We start from the raw sequence: 17,509 nt of genomic DNA on the forward strand, positions 1-17,509 counted from the left end.
GAGGGTGGCGGCCAGCCGCGCGGCCAGCGCCTCCGGCGGCCAGATCTCGGCGATCGCCCCGGTGGCGAATAGCGGCTCAAGCCCGGGGGCGAAGATCGGCGTGGTCTGCGCCAGCGCCTCCAGCGTCTCCAGCTTGAGCTTGGTGACGCGGGCGATGGAGGGCAGGTCCATCACGCTGGGATAGGCATCCGGCAGCGCCACCAGCATCTGGGTGGAGAGGGCGGTGGCGATGAAGGCGCCGGCGGCGGCGCGGCCATAGAGCAGCCCGAGCGTGAACATGCCTGTCTCGGCGGCCAGGGCCAGGGATTTGGCGAGATGCGCCAGCGCCTCATTCAGCCCCAGCAGCTCCTCGCGCCGGGCCATCTCCTGGGCGGCGGTATCCACCAGCACCAGCAGCGGCGCCCGGCTTGCGGCGGCGACCAGATCCAGCACATGGCCGGAGAGGATCAGCGCGCCCTCGATGCCCAGCGGCGTGCCGGCCTCGATGCCGATGATCTCGACCCGCCCGGTGCCCGGCAACTCGGCCATGCCGCGCAGCGTGCCGAAGCCGCCGGGTTGGATGCTGCAGCCGGCGGGAAACAGGGCGGTCAGCAGCTCATCGCGCGTCATGGTCGGCCTCCGGAAGGCGAGAGAGGCCAGCATAATCCGCCTCAGAGAGATCCGCGACAGGTGCGGGCGTCTCGAGCCCGGCCTGGCGCCAGATCTCGGTCGCATCCCGGCAGACGCCATAGGCGGCGAGGCGCTGGCTCAGCCGCGCCTGTTCGGCCTGCAGGCTCTCCAGTGTGAAGGGCGGGGCGTTGGGGATCTGCGCCAGGGCGGCATCGCGGAAGGCGGAGATACGGTCCGCGACATAGGCATCCGCGCCGCCGAGCAGCGCGCGCGAGCGCCCGCCCGTGACCCGCCAGACCAGCCCGCGATCCTTGGAGTCGAACTCCTCCACACCTTTGTTGGTCTCGATCACTTCCGGACCGCTGACGCTGATGCGGCCATGGCCGGAGACGATGATGCGGCTGCAGCTGGCGGCGATGATGCCGCCGCCGCCGAACGCCCCGGCCCGCCCGCCGACCAGCGCGATCACCGCCACCCCGGCGCGGCGCGCCGCGACGATGGCGCGCAGCACCTCGGAAATCGCCATCTCGCCGGCATTGGCCTCCTGCAACCGCACCCCGCCCGTATCCAGCGCCAGCAGCACGGCGGTGATCTTTTGCGCGGCGGCGGCGCGCAGCAGCCCGACCAGCTTGGCCCCGTGCAGCTCGCCAAAGGCGCCGCCCATGAACCGCCCCTCCTGTGCTGCGACATAGACCGGCATGCCCTGCAGCAGGCCGGCGCCGATGATGATGCCGTCATCGAAGGCGCCGGTGAGGTTGAATTGCGCCAGATGCGGGCTGAGGCAGCGTGACTGCGGGCCCATGAATTCGGTGAAGCTGCCAGGGTCGAGCAGACCTTGCGCGCGCTCGCGGGCGGAGGCCTCGTAATAATAATCGCTCTGCGCGTTCATACCGGGTGCGTTCATGCCGGCTGCTCCATCAGCGCGGCCCCCTGCATCAGCCGCAGCCCGACCACATCCGGCCGCGCCCCGCCATCATTGATGGAAAAATGCAGCCCGCCGACCGGCAGGCGCGCACAGAGATCACTGATCACCGCCTCCCACAAATCCCGAAAACCGGTGGCGGCGGTGGCGATGTCAAACACCGCCTCGCCGGGCGGCAGGCTGCGCTCGACCAGCAATTCGAGATTGCCGGAGGCGTTGACGCCAAGGCTGGCCAAACGGCGCCCACCCGGCGCGGGGCGGGCTGGCTCGATGCGGATCTGGAACTGCTCCATCGCGGTTCTCCTACCAATTCCTGAATTTCGCCGGCGGCCGGTACAGCCCGCCGGAGCAGGCGACCAGATCCTGCACCGAGCGCGCCGCCAGCAGCTGGCGGGTGGCGTCCAGCGGCGAGATGCCGAGATCTTCCGGCCTTTGGATCACCTTGCGGGCGCGCAAGCGCTCCACCACCGCCCGGTCGCGCCCGCGCCCGATCGGGGTGAAGCCGGCGACACCGCGGATCGCCTGTTCGCGCTCTTCTGTGCTGCGGCAGAGCAGCAGGTTGGCGATGCCTTCCTCGGTGACGATATGGGTGACATCGTCGCCATAGATCATCACCGGGGCGAGATCGAGCTTGAGGTCGCGGGCCATGCGCACGCTGTCCAACTCCTCGACGAAGCGCGGCACCAGCTTTTCGCCGAAGGTCTCCACCATCTGCACCACCAGCTTGCGCCCGCGCACCAGGCTGCCGGCCTCGCCGGCGGCCTCCTGTCCGGCCTGCATCCAGGCCGGCGAGGCATGGCGGCGGCCGCGCGCATCCGCGCCCATGTTCGGCGCCCCGCCAAAGCCGGCGATGCGGCCATTGGTGAAGGTGGAGCTGTTGCCGGCGAGGTCGATCTGCAAGGTCGAGCCGATGAACATGTCGCAGGCATAGAGCCCGGCGGTCTGGCACATCAGCCGGTTGGAGCGCAGCGTGCCATCCTGGCCGAGGAAGAAGATATCCGGCCGGGCGGACATATACTGGTCCATTCCCACCTCGCTGCCGAAGCAATGTACCTGCTCCACCCAGCCGGTTTCGATGGCGGGGATCAGCGTCGGGTGCGGGTTGAGGGCGAAATGCGTGGCGATTTTGCCGCGCAGCCCCAGCGCCTCGCCATAGGTCGGCAGGATCAGCTCGATCGCCGCGGTGGGAAAGCCGATGCCGTGATTGAGCCGGCGCACGCCATAGGGCGCGTAGATGCCCTTCAGCGCCATCATCGCCATCAAAATCTGCACCTCGGTGATGGCGGCGGGGTCGCGGGTGAAGAGCGGCTCGACATAGAAGGGCCGGTCCGCCTCGATGACGAAATCCACCATGCTGCCGGGGATGTCGACGCGGGGCAGCTTGTCGACGAGCTTGTTCACCTGCGCCACCACGATGCCGGATTTGAAGGCGGTGGCCTCGACGATGGTCGGCGTGTCCTCGGTATTCGGGCCGGTATAGAGATTGCCCTCATGGTCCGCCTGCACCGCCGCGATCAGCGCGACATTCGGGGTGAGATCCATGAAATAGCGGGCGAACAGCTCGATATAGGTGTGCACCGCGCCAAGCTCGATTTTGCCGGCATCCAAAGCGCGGGCGATGGCGGCACTTTGCGGGCCGGAATAGGAGAAATCCAGCTTGCGGGCGAGGCCGCGCTCGAACAGATCCAGATGCGCCTGCAGCACCACGCCGGACTGCACGATGTGCAGATCATGGATCTCGGCCGGGTCCAGCGCCGCCAGCGCATCGGCCAGGAAATCCGCCTGCTTCTGGTTGTCGCCCTCCAGGCAGAGCCGGTCCCCGGGGCGGATGAGGGCGCGCAGCAGGGCGCTGACCCGTGCCGTGGGGACGATCTTGCCCTGGGCGAGGGGTGCCGCCGCATCAAGCCGCGCCTGGCGCTCACGGCGCTGCCGATCCCATGATTTCAAACCCATGTTTTCAAGCCCATGTTGTCTTTGGCACCCTCAATTCGCTCTGCCTTCAGGCCGGCCGTTGGCCAGGAGGGTGGGGGGTCGGCGCCGTGCTGTCAATGCGCGGTGGGTGAGGGATCAGAGGACGATTTTTTCTGATTCTTCGGTCAGCCCGACCAGCATTTGCGCCCGCAGCTCCTCCCGTGGCAGCAGCGGCGTCATGTCCTCCAGCGGCATCGAGAGCAGCGTGCCGTCCGCCTGCGGCACCGCGATAGCTTTCGGCCAGAGCGATTCATCCGGCGTGACGCTGATATCGCAGATGAACGGGCCGGGCTGCGCCAGCGCGTGGGCGATGCCGGACTCCAGATCGGCAGCGTCCTCGATGCGCATAGCGGGGAGCCCCATCGCCCGCGCCAGGGCGACGAAATCCGGCATGAACAGCCCCGCCTCCGGCCCGGTGCCGACATAGCGGCCATTGAAGTAATTGCGCTGGGTGTTGCGGATGGAGGCGTAGCCGCGATTATTGATGATGAACATCCGCACCGGCAGGTTGAGCCCGCGCAGGGTGGCCAGCTCCTGCAAATTCATCATCAAGCTGCCATCGCTCTCCACCCCGATGGTGGGCACCCGCCCGCGCGCCACGCAGGCGCCGATCATCGCCGGCAGGCCGTAGCCCATGGAGCCGAGGCCGGAGGTGGTGCATAGGCGCTGGCCGCGTTTGGCCTCGAAGGTCATCCAGAAGCTCTCGATCGCCAGGCCGGAGCCGCCGGTCATCACCAGCGCGTTTTCCGGGAATGCCTTGGCGAAGGCGCTGATCAAATGGAAATGGCTGATCTCGCCCGAAGCCGGCCAGGGGGCGCCGCCATTCAGCGCGTAGCGCCGCTTCCATTCGCCGTAGCGGGCGAACCAGGCGCTGCGGTCGCGCGGTTGCAGGCCGGCTTTTTCGGCGAGCGCGGCGGCGATGAAGTCCTTCGCGTCCGCGAGCACTTTCAGCTCGATCTCATGGGTATATTTATGCAGCTCCACCGGGTCCACATCCACCATCACCTTGCGCGCGGCCCGTCCAAAGCGGCCGGGATTGAAGGCGGTGAGGGAATTGTCCAGCCGGGTGCCGATGCAGATCAGCAGATCGGCATTCTGGATGGCGAAATTCGGCGCGCGCAGCGCCACCGTGCCGGGCTTGCCGAAATTCAGCGGATGATCCGCGGGCAGCATGTCCTGCGCGTTCCAGCTCGTCTGCACCGGAATGCCGAAGGCTTCGATCATCTCGCTCAGCAACGTCGCGGCGCCACCCAGGCGCACGCCATGGCCGATGAAGAAGATCGGCCGCTCGGCCGCGTTGATCAGCTCGATCATCCGCGCCGCCGCGGCGCGCAACGGCGCTGCCGGGGCGGGGGCCGGGGGGGTGAAGCCGCGCATCGCCGCTGGCTCGACCGGCCCGCCCTGAATATCCAGCGGTACATCCAGCCAGACCGGGCCGGGGCGGCCGGTGGTGGCGAGGTGCAAGGCTTTTTCCAGATGATAGCGCAGATCCTGCCCGTCCATCACGGTGACGGCATATTTGGTCATGCCCTTCACCATCTCGACGATATCGACCTCCTGCGGGCCTTTCTGCCGCAGGCCGGAGTCACCCTTGAGATCGGCGCGCTTGACCTGGCCGGAGATGATCAGCAGCGGGCAGGATTCCGCCCAGGCCTCGCCCGCGCCGGTGATGGCATTGGTGGCGCCGGGGCCGGAGGTGACGAGGGCGACACCCACCTGCTCGGTGACCCGCGAATAGGCCTCCGCCGCCATGGCGCAGGCCTGCTCATGATGCATCGGCACCGCCTCCAGCCCGGCGGCCTGGCCCATTGCATCGGAGAGGAACATGTTCCCCCCGCCCGGCACCAAAAAGACGGATTTCACCCCCCGCCCGACCAGGAATTCGGCGATATAATCGGCACCACGCAGCGTGTTTGTCATGTCAGATCGGACCAGTCCGTAGGTTTCGAGCGATGGCGGCAGGCTATAGCGCAATGGCGGGCGGGGTAAATCTCGGCGGCTACGTCCCCGCCCCCACAATCTCCAAAATCTCCGCCCCGTAGCGCTCGATCTTCGACGCGCCGATGCCCGGTATCTCCGCCAGCGCGGCGGCGTTGGCGGGGCGGGCGGTGGCGATGGCGGCCAGGGTGGCGTCGTGGAAGATCACATAGGCCGGCACGTTCTGCGCCTTCGCGAGGCGCGAGCGTTCGGCGCGCAGGGCCTCGAACAGCGCCTGGTCTGCCTCCGCCACCTCCAGCCGGTTGGCTTTCTTTTTCAGCAGCCCGCGCGCAGTGCCGCTGGTGGCTTCCTGGCGCAGCCGCACGCTTTCCTTGCCGCGCAAGATCGCCTCGCCGCTTTCGGTCAGGCAGAGCGCGCCGTAATTTTCATGGTCCACCTCCAGCGCCCCGCGCACGATCAGCTGGCGGAACACCGAGCCCCAGCCTTTGCGGTCCAACTCGCTGCCCACCCCGAAGGTCGGCAGCTGGTCATGCTCGAAACGCTCCACCTTCTCGGTCTTCACCCCGAGCAGAATATCGGTGAGATGACCGACGCCGAAGCGCTGGCGGGTGCGCCAGGCGGCGGAGAGGGCTTTCTGCGCGGCGATGGTGCCGTCCCAGGTTTCGGCGGGGGTGATGCAATTATCGCAATTGCCGCAGGGCTGGGCTAGGGTTTCGCCGAAATGCGCCAATATCGCCTGGCGCCGGCAGGTGATGGTCTCGCAGACGCCCAGCAGCGAATCCAGCTTGCGCCGCTCCACCTGCTTGATCTCAGCCGGGGCGTTGCTCTGCTCGATCATTCCCCGGCGCAGCACCAGATCCTGCATGCCATAGAGCAGCAGCGTTTCCGCCGGCAGCCCGTCGCGCCCGGCGCGGCCGGTTTCCTGGTAATAGGCCTCCAGGCTGGAGGGCAGGTCCAGATGCACGACGAAGCGCACATCCGGCTTGTCGATGCCCATGCCGAACGCCACGGTGGCGACCAGCACCAGCCCCTCCTCGGTGGTCAGGAATTCGTCCTGGTTGGCGGCGCGGGTCTCGGCCGGCATCCCGGCATGGTAGGGCAGCGCGCGGATGCCGTGCTGGTTCAGCGCGGCGGCGGTCTGCTCGACGCTGTTGCGGCTGAGGCAATAGACGATGCCGCTCTCGCCTTCATGCGCGCGCAGGAAGGTCTGCAGCTGGCGCAAAGGCGCCTCCTTGCGCAGCACGGCGTAGCGGATATTGGGCCGGTCAAAGCTGGAGAGGAACAGCGGCGCCTCCTCCAGCCCCAGCCTCTGGGCAATGTCCTGGCGGGTCTGCGGGTCGGCGGTGGCGGTGAGCGCCATGCGCGGCACGCCGGGGAAGCGCTCGGCCAGCTGCGAGAGGCCCAGATATTCCGGCCGGAAATCATGCCCCCATTGGCTGACGCAATGCGCCTCGTCGATGGCGATGAGGGCGATGCGCGCGCCATCCATCATCTCCAGGAAATCCGGCATCAGTAGCCGTTCCGGGGCGGCGTAGAGCAGCTTCAGCCGGCCGGCGCGAAGATCAGAGCGCACCTGGGCGCGCTCGGGCGCGATGAGGCTGGAATTCAGCGCCGCCGCCGGCACGCCGAGCTGGCGCAACGCCGCCACCTGGTCGCGCATCAGTGCGATCAAAGGCGAGACGACGATGCCAACCCCCTCCCGGCACAGAGCCGGGAGCTGGTAGCAGAGGGATTTGCCGCCGCCGGTTGGCATCAGCACCAGCGCATCGCCGCCGGCGCAGACATGCTGGACGATCTCTTCCTGCTGGCCGCGAAAGCCGGGCAGGCCGAAGACCCGGTGCAGGAGGTCGTGCGGGTCCGCCGACGGGCGGGCGAGGGAGGAGCTGGCCATGCCCAAGGGTACAACCCCGCGCCGTGGCGGGGCAATCTCGGGCCGGGTTAAATGAAGCGCCGCGCCCCGCCGACACAGGCGGCAATGGCGACCATGCTGGCAAACACCGTCGGCGGCACTGTCTCATGCAGCACCACCGCCGAGACGGCCAGCCCCAGCGCCGGCTGCAAAAGCTGCAGCTGCCCGACAGCGGCGATGCCCCCCAAAGCCAGCCCGCGATACCAGAAGATGAAGCCGATCAGCATGCTGAACAAGGCGACATAGCCCAGCCCCATCCAGGCGCCCTTGGGCACGCCAGCGAAGCTGGCGGGGGCGTTGAGCCAGCCCAGCGCCAGCATCCAGGGCAGGGCCAGCACCAGCGCCCAGGAGATCACCTGCCAGCCGCCCAACCGGCGGGCGAGCTTGGCGCCCTCGGCATAGCCCAGGCCACAGACCAGGATGGCGGCCAGCATCAGCCCCACGCCGGCCGGCGGCAGCTGCGCCTTGTGGCGCAAGGCCACCAGCACCACACACGCGCTGCCCAGCAGCGCGAAGATCCAGAAGCCGCTGCGCGGGCGCTCACCGCCGCGCAGCACCCCGAACAAAGCCGTGGAGAGCGGCAGCAGGCCAAGGAAAATCTGCGATTGCGCGGCATCGATATGGCGCAGCGCCAGGGCGGTGAGCAGCGGAAAGCCCAGCACCACCCCGAAGGCGACGATGGCGAGCGAGAGCAGATCACCCCGCGCCGGCCGGCTCTGGCGCAGCGCCAGCAAGGCCGCCAGGGCCAGCAGCCCGGCCAGCACGGCGCGAGCCAGAGTGAGAAATACCGGGTCGAACCCGGCCAGGGCGGCGCGGGTGGCGGGCATCGAGCCGCTGAAACAGATCATCCCCAGCCCGCCCCAGACAAAGCCGCCCATCGTCTTGTTCATCGTCGCTCCTGCCCGAAAAAAGCCGATAGGGCCGGAAAGCCTCTGGCGGAGCCAGATAAGGATAGGTACAATTCAACCAAACTGTACTGGTAATGTTGAGAGTACACTATGTCCGAAGCCAGCCTGGTGGCGCAGCTTGTCGGGGAGATACGCGGGCGCATCGCGTCGCGCGGGCTGGGGGCCGGGATGCGGCTGCCCTCCATCCGGGTGCAGGCGGGGCAGGCGGGGGTGTCCAAAAGCACGGTGGTGGAGGCGTATGACCGGCTGGTGGCGGAAGGGGTGATCGAATCCCGCCGGGGTTCGGGGTTTTACGTCGCCGGGCGCACCCCGCCGCTGAACCTGGCCGAAGCCGGCCCGGATCTGGACCGCGATGTCGATCCGCTCTGGGTCTCGCGGCAGACGCTGGAGACGCCGGCTGATGTGCTCAAGCCCGGCTGCGGCTGGCTGCCGCCCTCCTGGCTGCCGGAGGATAGTCTGCGCCGGGCGTTGCGCGGGCTGGCACGGGCGGAGGCCGCGGTGCTGGGGGATTATGGCAGCCCGCTCGGACTGCCGGCCTTGCGCGAGTATCTGGCGCGGCGCCTGGTGGGGCAGGGTGTGCCGGCCGCGCCGGGGCAGATCCTGCTCACCGACTCCGGCACCCAGGCGGTGGATCTGCTGTGCCGGTTTCTGCTGGAGCCGGGCGACACGGTGCTGGTGGATGATCCCTGCTATTTCAATTTCCGGGCGTTGCTGCGCGCGCATCGGGTGCGGGTGGTGAGCGTGCCCTACACGCCGCAGGGGCCGGATCTGGCGGCGTTCGCGCAGGTGCTGGCGGCGGAAAAACCGCGCCTCTACATCACCAACTGCGCCGTGCATAACCCGACCGGCGCAGCACTGGCCCCGGCCAGCGCGCATCGTGTGCTGAAGCTGGCCGAGCAGCATGACCTGATCATCATCGAGGACGATATTTTCGCGGATTTCGAGGCCGAGCCCTCGCCACGCCTCGCCGCCTTCGACGGGCTGGAGCGTGTGGTGCAGATTGGCAGTTTTTCCAAGACCATCTCGGCTTCGCTGCGGCTGGGCTATATCGCGGTGAAGCCGGGCTGGATCGACGGGCTGATCGATCTGAAAATCGCCACCAATTTCGCCAGCGGCCGGTTGAGCGCGGAGCTGCTGCTGGCGGTGCTGCGCGATGGCGGGCGGCGCAAGCATGTGGAGGCGCTGCGGGCCCGGCTGGCGGCGGCGATGGGGCAGGTGGCGGGGCGGTTGCAGGCGATTGGCGTGCGGCCCTGGATGATGCCGAAAGCGGGGATGTTTCTGTGGTGTGAATTGCCGGCAGGGGTGGATGCGGCGCAGCTCGCCCGCCAGGCGCTGGCGCATGATGTGGTGCTCGCACCCGGCAATGTGTTCAGCCCGGCGCAGACGGCGTCAGGGTTTTTGCGCTTCAACGTCGCGCAATGCGCCGATCCACGAATATTCCAGACGCTGGACCGGATCTTGCGAAACGCACAGGCCTGAGGGGGGAAAAGTTTTTGCGGGCGTAGGCGGCAAAGGTTCCGACACCGCGAAGCGGTGTTGGAAAGCCGCCGGAGGGGTGGAGACTTTTTTCAAAAAGTCCCCACGAAGATTTGGGGTGATGGCACCAGCGTTGCCGCCACCCCACCCGTTTTTGCTGCTTTTTTTCAAAAAACCGGGCCCCGCCCAGAGGGAAAGCGGGGCCCGGGCCGGGCTATTTCAGGTGATGCACACTCTGAAGCCCGTAAACCGGTGTCGGCAGCCCCTCCATCCGTGCTTTCAACTGCAGCGCCAGATACAGCGAGTAATGCCGGGACTGATGCAGATTGCCGCCATGGAACCAGAGATTTTCCTGCTGCGTCGGCTTCCACATATTGCGCTGCTCGCCTTCCCAGGGGCCGGGGTCTTTCGGCGTGTCTGAGCCCAGGCCCCAGACCTTGCCGACCTTGTCCGCGACCTCCTGGCTGATCAGATCCGCCGCCCAGCCATTCATCGAGCCATAGCCGGTGGCATAGACGATGAGATCCGCCGGCAGCGCGGTGCCATCGACAAACTTCACGCCTGTCTCGGTGATCTCCTCGATTTCGACATTGGATTTCAGTTTGATCCCGCCATTGGCCACCAGCTCGCAGGCGCCGACATCGATGTAATAGCCTGAGCCGCGGCGCAGATATTTCATGAACAGGCCGGAGCCGTCCGCGCCGAAATCCAGCATGAAACCGGCCTTCTCCAGCGACGCATAGAAATCCGCATCGCGTTTCTTGATGGCGTCGTAAATCGGGATCTGGAATTCATGCATGATCCGGTAGGGCAGCGAGGCGAAGATCATATCCGCCTTGCGGGTGGTGATGCCGTTGGCCACGGCGCGCTCGGAATAGAGATCGCCGAGACCGATTTCCATCAGCGAGTCAGAGCGCACGATATGGGTGGAGGAGCGCTGCACCATGGTCACGTCCGCGCCAACCTCCCAGAGTGCCGCACAGATGTCATGCGCGGAATTATTCGCGCCGATGACAACAACTTTCTTGCCCGCATACGCATCCGGCCCCGGATGCTGCGAGGAATGCTGCTGCTCGCCCTTGAATTTATCCATACCCTTGAAGGCCGGGATATTCGGCTTGCCGGACATGCCGGTGGCCAGCACCAATTGCGTCGGACGCAACTCGATCTCCTTGCCGTCGCGTTCAACGGTTACGCGCCATGTCTTGCTCGCCTCGTCATATTCGGCGTGCTTGGCGATGGTCTTGCTCCAGTAATTCACCTCCATCACCTTGGTGTAGAATTCCAGCCAGTCGCCGATCTTGTCCTTCGGCGCGAACACAGGCCAGTTCTTCGGAAAATCGATATAGGGGAGATGATCGTACCAGACCGGATCATGCAGGCAGAGGGATTTATAGCGCTTGCGCCATTGATCGCCGGGCTTGTCATGCTTGTCGATGACGATATGCGGCACGCCGAGCTGGCGCAATCTCGCCCCCAACGCGATCCCGCCCTGGCCACCGCCGATGATCAGCACGTAAGGCTGGGTCTCATAACCCAAATTCTCAGCCTCATGTTGGCGTTTTTCGCTCCAGCTCAGCCGGTGCTTGGAAATGCCGTGCTCGGCCCCCAGCGGCCGGCGTGGGCCTGAATTTTCCTCAAACCCTTTCAGTTCGGTAAGCGTGGTCAGCAGTGTCCAGGCCTCGTTATTCTTCAGCCGCAAATGCCCCTGGCCCCGGCCAAGCCCGGTCTCGAAGGACAGCCACGCCTCCACCACGCCGCCGCTCTCGCTGGGCTCTTCCTCGATGCTGAAGCGCACCGCCCCTAGATTTGGCAGCGTCGCTTCCAGCATGTCGCGAACGCCATCAGGGTTTTCAACGGTTTTCAGATTCCAGGTGAAGGCGATGAGGTCGCGCCAGAAGCTGGTGGCAGCGAACAGCTTGGCCGCCGTCCGCGCGTCCCCGGCCGCGAGTGCGCCGTTGAAGCTGGTCAGCCAGGCTTCGACAATGGCGCGTGGCGTCGCAGATTTTGTCTCTTTGCTGATTTTGTTCATGTCCGTTTTCCTTTTGTGAGGAAAGACGTGGGGTCTTTTTGAAAAAACACCCCACACCCCCAAAAACCTTTTTGATTTCAGGCTTGCAGGTCGATCAGGATTTTTAAATGTTTGCCGCTGGGGTCCAGCAGGGCGTCGAAGCCTTCTTTCACCGCGTCTTCCAGCTTGATTTTTGCTGTCACCACTTTCGAGGCCGGCAGCGCGCCGCTGGCGATCAGCCTGATCACCCTCGGCCAGTAATGCGTGGGATAGGCCCAGGCGCCGCGCAGATCGACATCCTTGAACGTCACCTGAAACCAATCCAGAGGATTTTCATGCGGATGCAGGCCGGTCTGCACCACCACGCCCTGCTTGCGCACCGCATCCAGGCAAGCCTTCAGCGCATGCTCATTGCCCACACATTCCAGCGCCACATCGCAGCCAACGCCGCCCTCGGTCTGTGCGCGCACCATCTCACCGACATTTTCGCGCTTCGGATTGATCACGATCAGCTCAGGCACGATCGATTTCGCGTAGGCCAGCCGGGCGTCGTTGAGGTCGGAGACGAAAAGCGGCCCGGCGCCGGCGGCGCGGGCAGCCAGCACGGTGAGCAGCCCGATCGGCCCGGCCCCGGTGACCAGCACGGAAGCGCCGGCGCGCACCCCGCCGCGGTCACAGGAATAAACCGCAACGGCGCTCGGCTCCACCAAGGCCGCCTCTTCATCGCTGAGGCTGTCAGGGATTTTCACGACATTATAGTCATTCAGCAACGCCGCCTCGGCCATGCCGCCCCAGGCCCAGCTCAACCCCGCCAGCGCCAGTTCCGGGCTCAGATGAAACAAGCCCCGGTCGGCAAAATAATCGCCCGCGCGCGGCATGATCAGCGGCTGGATGGACACACGGTCGCCCGGCTGCACATGGCTCACCCCGGCGCCGATGGCCTCCACCACCCCGCCAAATTCATGGCCGAGGATCTGCGCCCCATGCGCCTTGGTGAACGGGTGCGGGCTGGTGGGGATGAAGATCGGCCCGTAGGCATATTCATGCAGATCGGTGCCGCAGATGCCGACGAAGCGGTTGCGCACCAGAATCTGCCCCGGCGGCGGGGCGGATGGCGCCGCGATCTCCTCAATGCGCAAATCGCGCGCGGCGTGGAAACGTAAGGCTCGCAACTCTTGGTCCTCCTGGTTTTGTTTGCAGGAGATCAAGCGCAAGCCGCGTGCCAAAATTAAGGTGTTGATAAATAGTTAAAACCACCGCCCGGACGCGCCACAGTGTGGCGGTATCTGTGGCGCTCAGCTGTGGCGGCGCAGCCCGGCCTTGCGCAGCCGCCGGTGCGCCGTGGTGCGGTCGATCCGCAGCCGCCGCGCCAGCGCCGAGACATTGCCGCCGCACTCAGCCAGGGCGGCCCGCAGCTGTGCGGCCTCATCCGGCAGGGCCAGGGCCACGGGCAGATTCTCCGGGGTAATCTCCGTGCCCTCGCACAGGGCGCAGGCGGTGGCCAGGCAATGGTCCAGCTCGCGCAGATTGCCCGGCCAGCCATGTGCCCGCAACGCCGCCAGCGCGGCTGCGCTCAGCCGCAGCCTGTCCTGGTTGTGCCGCGCCAGCAGCCGCGCCACCAGCCAGTCAAAATCCTCCCGCGCCCGCAAGGGCGGCAAGGTGAGGCTGGCGGCGTGCAGGCGGTAATAGAGATCCTCCCGGAACAGCCCTTGCGCGACAAGCCCTGCGAGGTCGCGGTGGGAGGCGCAGAGCACGCGCAGCTTCACCCGCCGCGCCGCGCCGCCGCCCAGCGGCTGGATCTCCTGCTCGGCCAGCACCCGCAACAGCCTGGTCTGCAGGGTGAGCGGCATGTCGCCGATCTCATCCAGGAACAACGTCCCGCCATCCGCCGCCTCCACCAGCCCCTTGCGGCCTTTTGGCGCGGCGCCGGTGAAGGCGCCCGGCGCGTGGCCGAATAATTCCGCTTCGATCAGGCCCTCCGGCAAGGCCGCGCAGTTCAGCGCCACGAAATCACCGCGCCGCGCGCTGGCGTCATGGATGGCGCGGGCCAGAACCTCCTTGCCGGTGCCGGTTTCGCCCTGGATGCACAGCGGCAAATCGGTGCGGGCCAGCCGCGCCGCCTTGGCCAGCAGCGCATCCATCACCGCGCCGGGGGCGGCCAGAGCGCGCAGCGGCGCCGGGATGCCGCCGATGGAAGCCAGGGCCGCGCGGGGTTTTGGGCGCGGCGGCGGCTCGATGGCATGGGCGAACAGAATCTGCCCGTCGCGGGTGCGCAAGCCGCGCTCCTGCGCCGGGCGGCCGCGCATCAGCCCGGGCAGTCCGTTCACATCCAGCTCCAGAAACCGCTCCAGCCTCTGCCCGAGCAGCGCCTCCGGGCACCGCCAATCCTGCCCCGCCGCCCGCGCCAGCAGCCTGGCGGCCTGGTTGGTCATCCCGGTGATCCGCCCTGCCGCGTCCACGGCGATGGCCCCTTCAGGGTCCACATCCAGGAAATCCGGCGCGGCGGCGAAGCGTAGCACCCATTGCCGGCTGGTCTGCGCCATCAGATTGGCGAGCTCGATCCGCCGCGCCGTGGCGCTGACCAGATGCCGCGCCAGCACCTGGCTCAGCTTCTCATCCGGCGAGGTGAGCAGGGAGATATCCAGCACCGCGCAAAGCCTTCCATCCAGATCATAGATCGGCGCGGCGGTGCAGGAGAGCGGGGTATGGGTCATGTCGAAATGGTCGGTCTGATGGATGGTCAGCGCCTCGCCGGTGGCGATGCAGGCCCCCACCGCGCAGGTGCCCGCCCGCGCCTCCGCCCAGTCCGCGCCCAGATACAGCCCGGCCTTGCGCAGCTCCCGCGCCTGGCGCGGATCGCCGAAATATTCGACCGCGATGCCCTCGCGGTCGGTCAGCAGCAGCACGTAATTCTGGCCGGAGATATGCCCGTAGAGCCGCTCCAGCCCGACCCTGGCGATGCCGATCAGCGCCTGCGCCTGTTCGCGATGCTCATTCAGCCGCGCCTCGGGCAGGATCACCGCCTCGCAGCGCGCCGCCGGGTCGAGATGATGCTCATCCAGGCAGCGCCGCCAGGATTGGATGACGTAGGAATCCCGCCCCGAGGCCCCGCCCTGCCAGACGGTTTCGATTTCGCGCACATGCGCCTGCGTGCTCATCGCGTTTCCCCTCGCCGCCGGGTCTTTGCGGGCAGCCGTTTTGCTTTGGGGAAAATCTGGCCGCAGGCGGTGGGGAATGCAAGCGCGGCGTGGGGCCGCCGCGTTGCCTGGACTACTGCCCCAGCCTGGCGCCGTCCGGCCCCAGAACCTGCACATTCACCTCGATCCCGGCGCGCACGCTTTCGGTGACGGTGCAGAAATCCTCGAAGCTCGCCAGCGCCCGGTTCAGATGCGGCACCGCGGCCGGGTCGCCATTCATGGTGATGGCGACATCGATGCGGGTGACCCGCAGCCGCTTCGCCGCGTTGCGGCCGATCTCACAGGTGACGCTGGCGGAAAACTCGCCCGGGTCCTCGTGATATTTCCGGCAGGCGAAGGTGAGGCTGGCGCAGAGGCAGTTGGCGATGGAGGCGGCCAGCAGATGCTGCGGCGAGGGCCCCATATCCTCTCCCACCGGCGCCGGCTCATCGGCGATCATGGTGGCATATTGCGGCCCGAATTCCACCAGGAACTGAAAATCCTGCTGACGGGTGACGGTAACGGTAACGCTCTCGCTCATTCGGCCTCCTTATGACCCAACCGGCTTGCTTCCCGGCAGCGGGATGAATTCTTGGTCGTCACCCGGGACTAACCCGAAACGGTGCTGGACCCAATCCTGTTTCGCCTGTTCGATACGCTCTTTCGAGCTGGAGACGAAATTCCACCAGATATGGCGCGGCCCATCCAGCGCTTCGCCGCCCAGCAGCATCAGCCGGCTATCGGCCAAGGCGCGGATGGTGATCGCATCGCCGGGACGGAAAACCAGGAACTGCCCCTCGCCGAAGCGCTCCCCGGCAATTTCGACCTCACCGGCGATGATCTGCACCGAGCGTTCCTCATGCTCATCCGGCAAGGGCAGGGCGCTGCCGATGCCAAGGCTCACATCCACATAAAGCGTGTCCGAAAAGACTTTCACCGGCGCGGTTGCGCCATAGGCCCGCCCGGCGATGATCCGCGCCACGATACCGCCATCCTCAAGTTGCGGCAGGGTGGTGCCCTCATGATGGAAAAACCCGGGAGCCGCTTCCTCATGCGCCTTCGGCAGCGCCACCCAGCTCTGAATCCCCAGAATCGGCTGTGCGCCGCGCCGGGCATCCTCAGGCGAGCGCTCGGAATGGGCGATGCCGCGCCCGGCCGTCATCCAGTTCACCGCACCAGGGCGGATCTCCTGGGCGCTGCCCAGCGTGTCGCGGTGCAGGATGCGCCCCTGCATCAGATAGGTGAGCGTGGCCAGCCCGATATGCGGATGCGGGCGCACATCCAGCCCATGCCCGGCCTCGAACTGTGCGGGGCCGATATGGTCCAGAAACACGAACGGCCCGACCATGCGCTGGCTGGCATGGGGCAGCGCCCGGCGCACACGCAGCCCGCCGATGTCGTGGCTGACCGGGGTGATCACCAGAGCGGCGGCGCCCTCGGGCTGGTCGGATGGGTGGTGCAGCCAGGACATGGTGCCTCCGTTACATACTGACATACTGCATAGCCGCAGGGTCGCGGCAGGGCAAACAAAGCTGCGAAAACCGGCTGGCGAGACGCTCACTGGCCGCGCATCTGCCAATCCCGGAGATGATTTTACGCGTGCGGTTGATCCGGTGGCGGTCCAGCTGCGTAAGCCGGCAGGAATAGGAAGGCAGCTTGTGCACGAACGGGGATCATTATCCGCAGCCGGGCTTTGGCCGGCCAGAGCCGATTCTGCGGGCGCATTGTCCGGGCAGTGGCGCGCGCCCGCGGGGGGATGTCTGGCGTGCCCTGGTGAGCGCGCATGACGTTTAATCAACCCGCGATCAACGGCATCTTCAGCCCGCCGCCGCCCATCCGCGAGGCCGGCTTGGCCCGGTTGGCCGCGTTTACGCCCCGGGCAGGCCGCGCCTATGCGGCGGGGCGCAACACCGATCCGGGCCCGGGCGCGCCCAGCGCCGTTTCGGGTCTTTCCCCTTATCTGCGCCATAGGCTGGTGAGTGAGGTTGAGGTGATCTCGGCGGTCATCGCGCGGCACGGCGCGGGCGGCGCGGAAAAATTCATCCAGGAGGTTTTCTGGCGGATCTATTGGAAAGGCTGGCTGGAGCTGCGCCCGGCGCTGTGGACCAGCTACAGGCAGCGTCTGGCAGCGTTGCGGGAGGATGCGGCGCTGATGCCGCGGGCCGTGCAGGCGATGCGCGGAGAGACCGGGATCGGCTGTTTTGACGCCTGGGCGCGGGAGCTGGCGCAGACCGGCACGCTGCACAACCATACCCGCATGTGGTTTGCCAGCATCTGGTGCTTCACGCTCAAACTGCCGTGGCTTCTGGGCGCGGATTTTTTCTTCCAGCACCTGCTCGATGCCGATGCCGCCTCCAACCTCCTCTCTTGGCGCTGGGTGGCCGGATGTCAGACGCCGAATAAGCCCTATATCGCCCGTGCGGCGAATATCGCGCACTACAGCAACGGACGTTTTGCGCCTTACGGGGTGCTGAACGAGGCGCCAGAGCCGGTGGCCGAGCCCAATCCGCCCCCCATGCAAACCCTGCCGGCCATCGACGACCTCCCCCGGGGCAAGCTCGCCTTGCTGCTGCATGAGGATGATCTGGG

14 protein-coding genes are annotated in these 17,509 nt (G+C 66.8%); 2 read left to right on the top strand and 12 right to left on the bottom strand.

Going from position 1 to position 17,509, the window contains the following annotated elements; translation table 11 throughout:
* The 7 genes from MXAZACID_RS10330 to MXAZACID_RS10360 all read right to left on the bottom strand — a co-directional run.
* Window positions 1–609, bottom strand: a 609-nt coding sequence (locus MXAZACID_RS10330; RefSeq protein WP_008494271.1) for a biotin-independent malonate decarboxylase subunit gamma, incomplete at its 3' end; no start/stop codon positions are given.
* On the bottom strand, window positions 596–1,513 hold the full coding sequence (locus MXAZACID_RS10335) for a biotin-independent malonate decarboxylase subunit beta (RefSeq protein WP_051060315.1): 918 nt from the start codon (window positions 1,511–1,513) through the stop codon (window positions 596–598). The genes MXAZACID_RS10335 and MXAZACID_RS10330, both read right to left, overlap by 14 nt.
* Window positions 1,510–1,824, bottom strand: coding sequence for a malonate decarboxylase subunit delta (locus tag MXAZACID_RS10340; protein WP_008494273.1), 315 nt, complete (start codon window positions 1,822–1,824; stop codon window positions 1,510–1,512). Before MXAZACID_RS10340 ends, MXAZACID_RS10335 begins: the two co-directional genes overlap by 4 nt.
* A gap of 10 nt (window positions 1,825–1,834) precedes the next feature.
* Window positions 1,835–3,478, bottom strand: coding sequence for a malonate decarboxylase subunit alpha (mdcA, locus tag MXAZACID_RS10345; RefSeq protein ID WP_008494274.1), 1,644 nt, complete (start codon window positions 3,476–3,478; stop codon window positions 1,835–1,837).
* A 120-nt stretch (window positions 3,479–3,598) separates the two neighbouring features.
* The gene (locus MXAZACID_RS10350) at window positions 3,599–5,422 is read right to left on the bottom strand and encodes a thiamine pyrophosphate-binding protein (protein ID WP_008494276.1); all 1,824 of its coding nucleotides are present in this window, start codon (window positions 5,420–5,422) and stop codon (window positions 3,599–3,601) included.
* Window positions 5,423–5,501: 79 nt separating this feature from the next.
* Window positions 5,502–7,331, bottom strand: a complete 1,830-nt coding sequence (recQ, locus tag MXAZACID_RS10355; protein ID WP_008494277.1) for a DNA helicase RecQ — start codon at window positions 7,329–7,331, stop codon at window positions 5,502–5,504.
* A gap of 47 nt (window positions 7,332–7,378) precedes the next feature.
* The gene (locus MXAZACID_RS10360) at window positions 7,379–8,239 is read right to left on the bottom strand and encodes a DMT family transporter (protein WP_008494278.1); all 861 of its coding nucleotides are present in this window, start codon (window positions 8,237–8,239) and stop codon (window positions 7,379–7,381) included.
* Between the two features lie 108 nt (window positions 8,240–8,347).
* Between MXAZACID_RS10360 and MXAZACID_RS10365 the strand changes: the two genes are divergently transcribed.
* Window positions 8,348–9,736: a PLP-dependent aminotransferase family protein gene (locus tag MXAZACID_RS10365; RefSeq protein WP_008494279.1), complete on the top strand. Its 1,389-nt coding sequence runs from the start codon at window positions 8,348–8,350 to the stop codon at window positions 9,734–9,736.
* A 211-nt stretch (window positions 9,737–9,947) separates the two neighbouring features.
* Here MXAZACID_RS10365 and MXAZACID_RS10370 read toward each other — a convergent pair whose 3' ends face one another.
* The 5 genes from MXAZACID_RS10370 to MXAZACID_RS10390 form a co-directional block, all read right to left on the bottom strand.
* Window positions 9,948–11,765: an NAD(P)/FAD-dependent oxidoreductase gene (locus MXAZACID_RS10370; RefSeq protein WP_008494280.1), complete on the bottom strand. Its 1,818-nt coding sequence runs from the start codon at window positions 11,763–11,765 to the stop codon at window positions 9,948–9,950.
* Between the two features lie 77 nt (window positions 11,766–11,842).
* Window positions 11,843–12,916, bottom strand: a complete 1,074-nt coding sequence (locus tag MXAZACID_RS10375) for a 2,3-butanediol dehydrogenase (RefSeq protein WP_008494281.1) — start codon at window positions 12,914–12,916, stop codon at window positions 11,843–11,845.
* Window positions 12,917–13,039: 123 nt separating this feature from the next.
* Complete coding sequence (locus MXAZACID_RS10380; RefSeq protein WP_008494282.1) at window positions 13,040–14,902, bottom strand: sigma-54-dependent Fis family transcriptional regulator; 1,863 nt, start codon at window positions 14,900–14,902, stop codon at window positions 13,040–13,042.
* Between the two features lie 112 nt (window positions 14,903–15,014).
* Window positions 15,015–15,461, bottom strand: coding sequence for an OsmC family protein (locus tag MXAZACID_RS10385; RefSeq protein ID WP_008494283.1), 447 nt, complete (start codon window positions 15,459–15,461; stop codon window positions 15,015–15,017).
* Between the two features lie 9 nt (window positions 15,462–15,470).
* Entirely contained in the window at window positions 15,471–16,391 is a 921-nt protein-coding gene (locus MXAZACID_RS10390) for a pirin family protein (protein WP_008494284.1), read from the bottom strand.
* A 312-nt stretch (window positions 16,392–16,703) separates the two neighbouring features.
* Between MXAZACID_RS10390 and MXAZACID_RS10395 the strand changes: the two genes are divergently transcribed.
* On the top strand, window positions 16,704–17,509 hold an 806-nt coding region (locus MXAZACID_RS10395), incomplete at its 3' end, for an FAD-binding domain-containing protein (RefSeq protein ID WP_008494285.1).

The sequence above is a fragment of the Acidocella sp. MX-AZ02 genome (assembly GCF_000306035.1).
GTDB classification, from domain to species: domain Bacteria; phylum Pseudomonadota; class Alphaproteobacteria; order Acetobacterales; family Acetobacteraceae; genus Acidocella; species Acidocella facilis.

Bases quoted from the DNA above. Each gene is read 5' to 3' on its own strand.
- MXAZACID_RS10390 (WP_008494284.1), bottom strand. From the start codon at position 16,391: ATGTCCTGGCTGCACCACCCATCCGACCAGCCCGAGGGCGCCGCCGCT.
- MXAZACID_RS10360 (WP_008494278.1), bottom strand. From the start codon at position 8,239: ATGAACAAGACGATGGGCGGCTTTGTCTGGGGCGGGCTGGGGATGATC.
- MXAZACID_RS10340 (WP_008494273.1), bottom strand. From the start codon at position 1,824: ATGGAGCAGTTCCAGATCCGCATCGAGCCAGCCCGCCCCGCGCCGGGT.
- MXAZACID_RS10370 (WP_008494280.1), bottom strand. From the start codon at position 11,765: ATGAACAAAATCAGCAAAGAGACAAAATCTGCGACGCCACGCGCCATT.
- MXAZACID_RS10335 (WP_051060315.1), bottom strand. From the start codon at position 1,513: ATGAACGCACCCGGTATGAACGCGCAGAGCGATTATTATTACGAGGCC.
- recQ (WP_008494277.1), bottom strand. From the start codon at position 7,331: ATGGCCAGCTCCTCCCTCGCCCGCCCGTCGGCGGACCCGCACGACCTC.
- MXAZACID_RS10380 (WP_008494282.1), bottom strand. From the start codon at position 14,902: ATGAGCACGCAGGCGCATGTGCGCGAAATCGAAACCGTCTGGCAGGGC.
- MXAZACID_RS10350 (WP_008494276.1), bottom strand. From the start codon at position 5,422: ATGACAAACACGCTGCGTGGTGCCGATTATATCGCCGAATTCCTGGTC.
- MXAZACID_RS10385 (WP_008494283.1), bottom strand. From the start codon at position 15,461: ATGAGCGAGAGCGTTACCGTTACCGTCACCCGTCAGCAGGATTTTCAG.
- MXAZACID_RS10365 (WP_008494279.1), top strand. From the start codon at position 8,348: ATGTCCGAAGCCAGCCTGGTGGCGCAGCTTGTCGGGGAGATACGCGGG.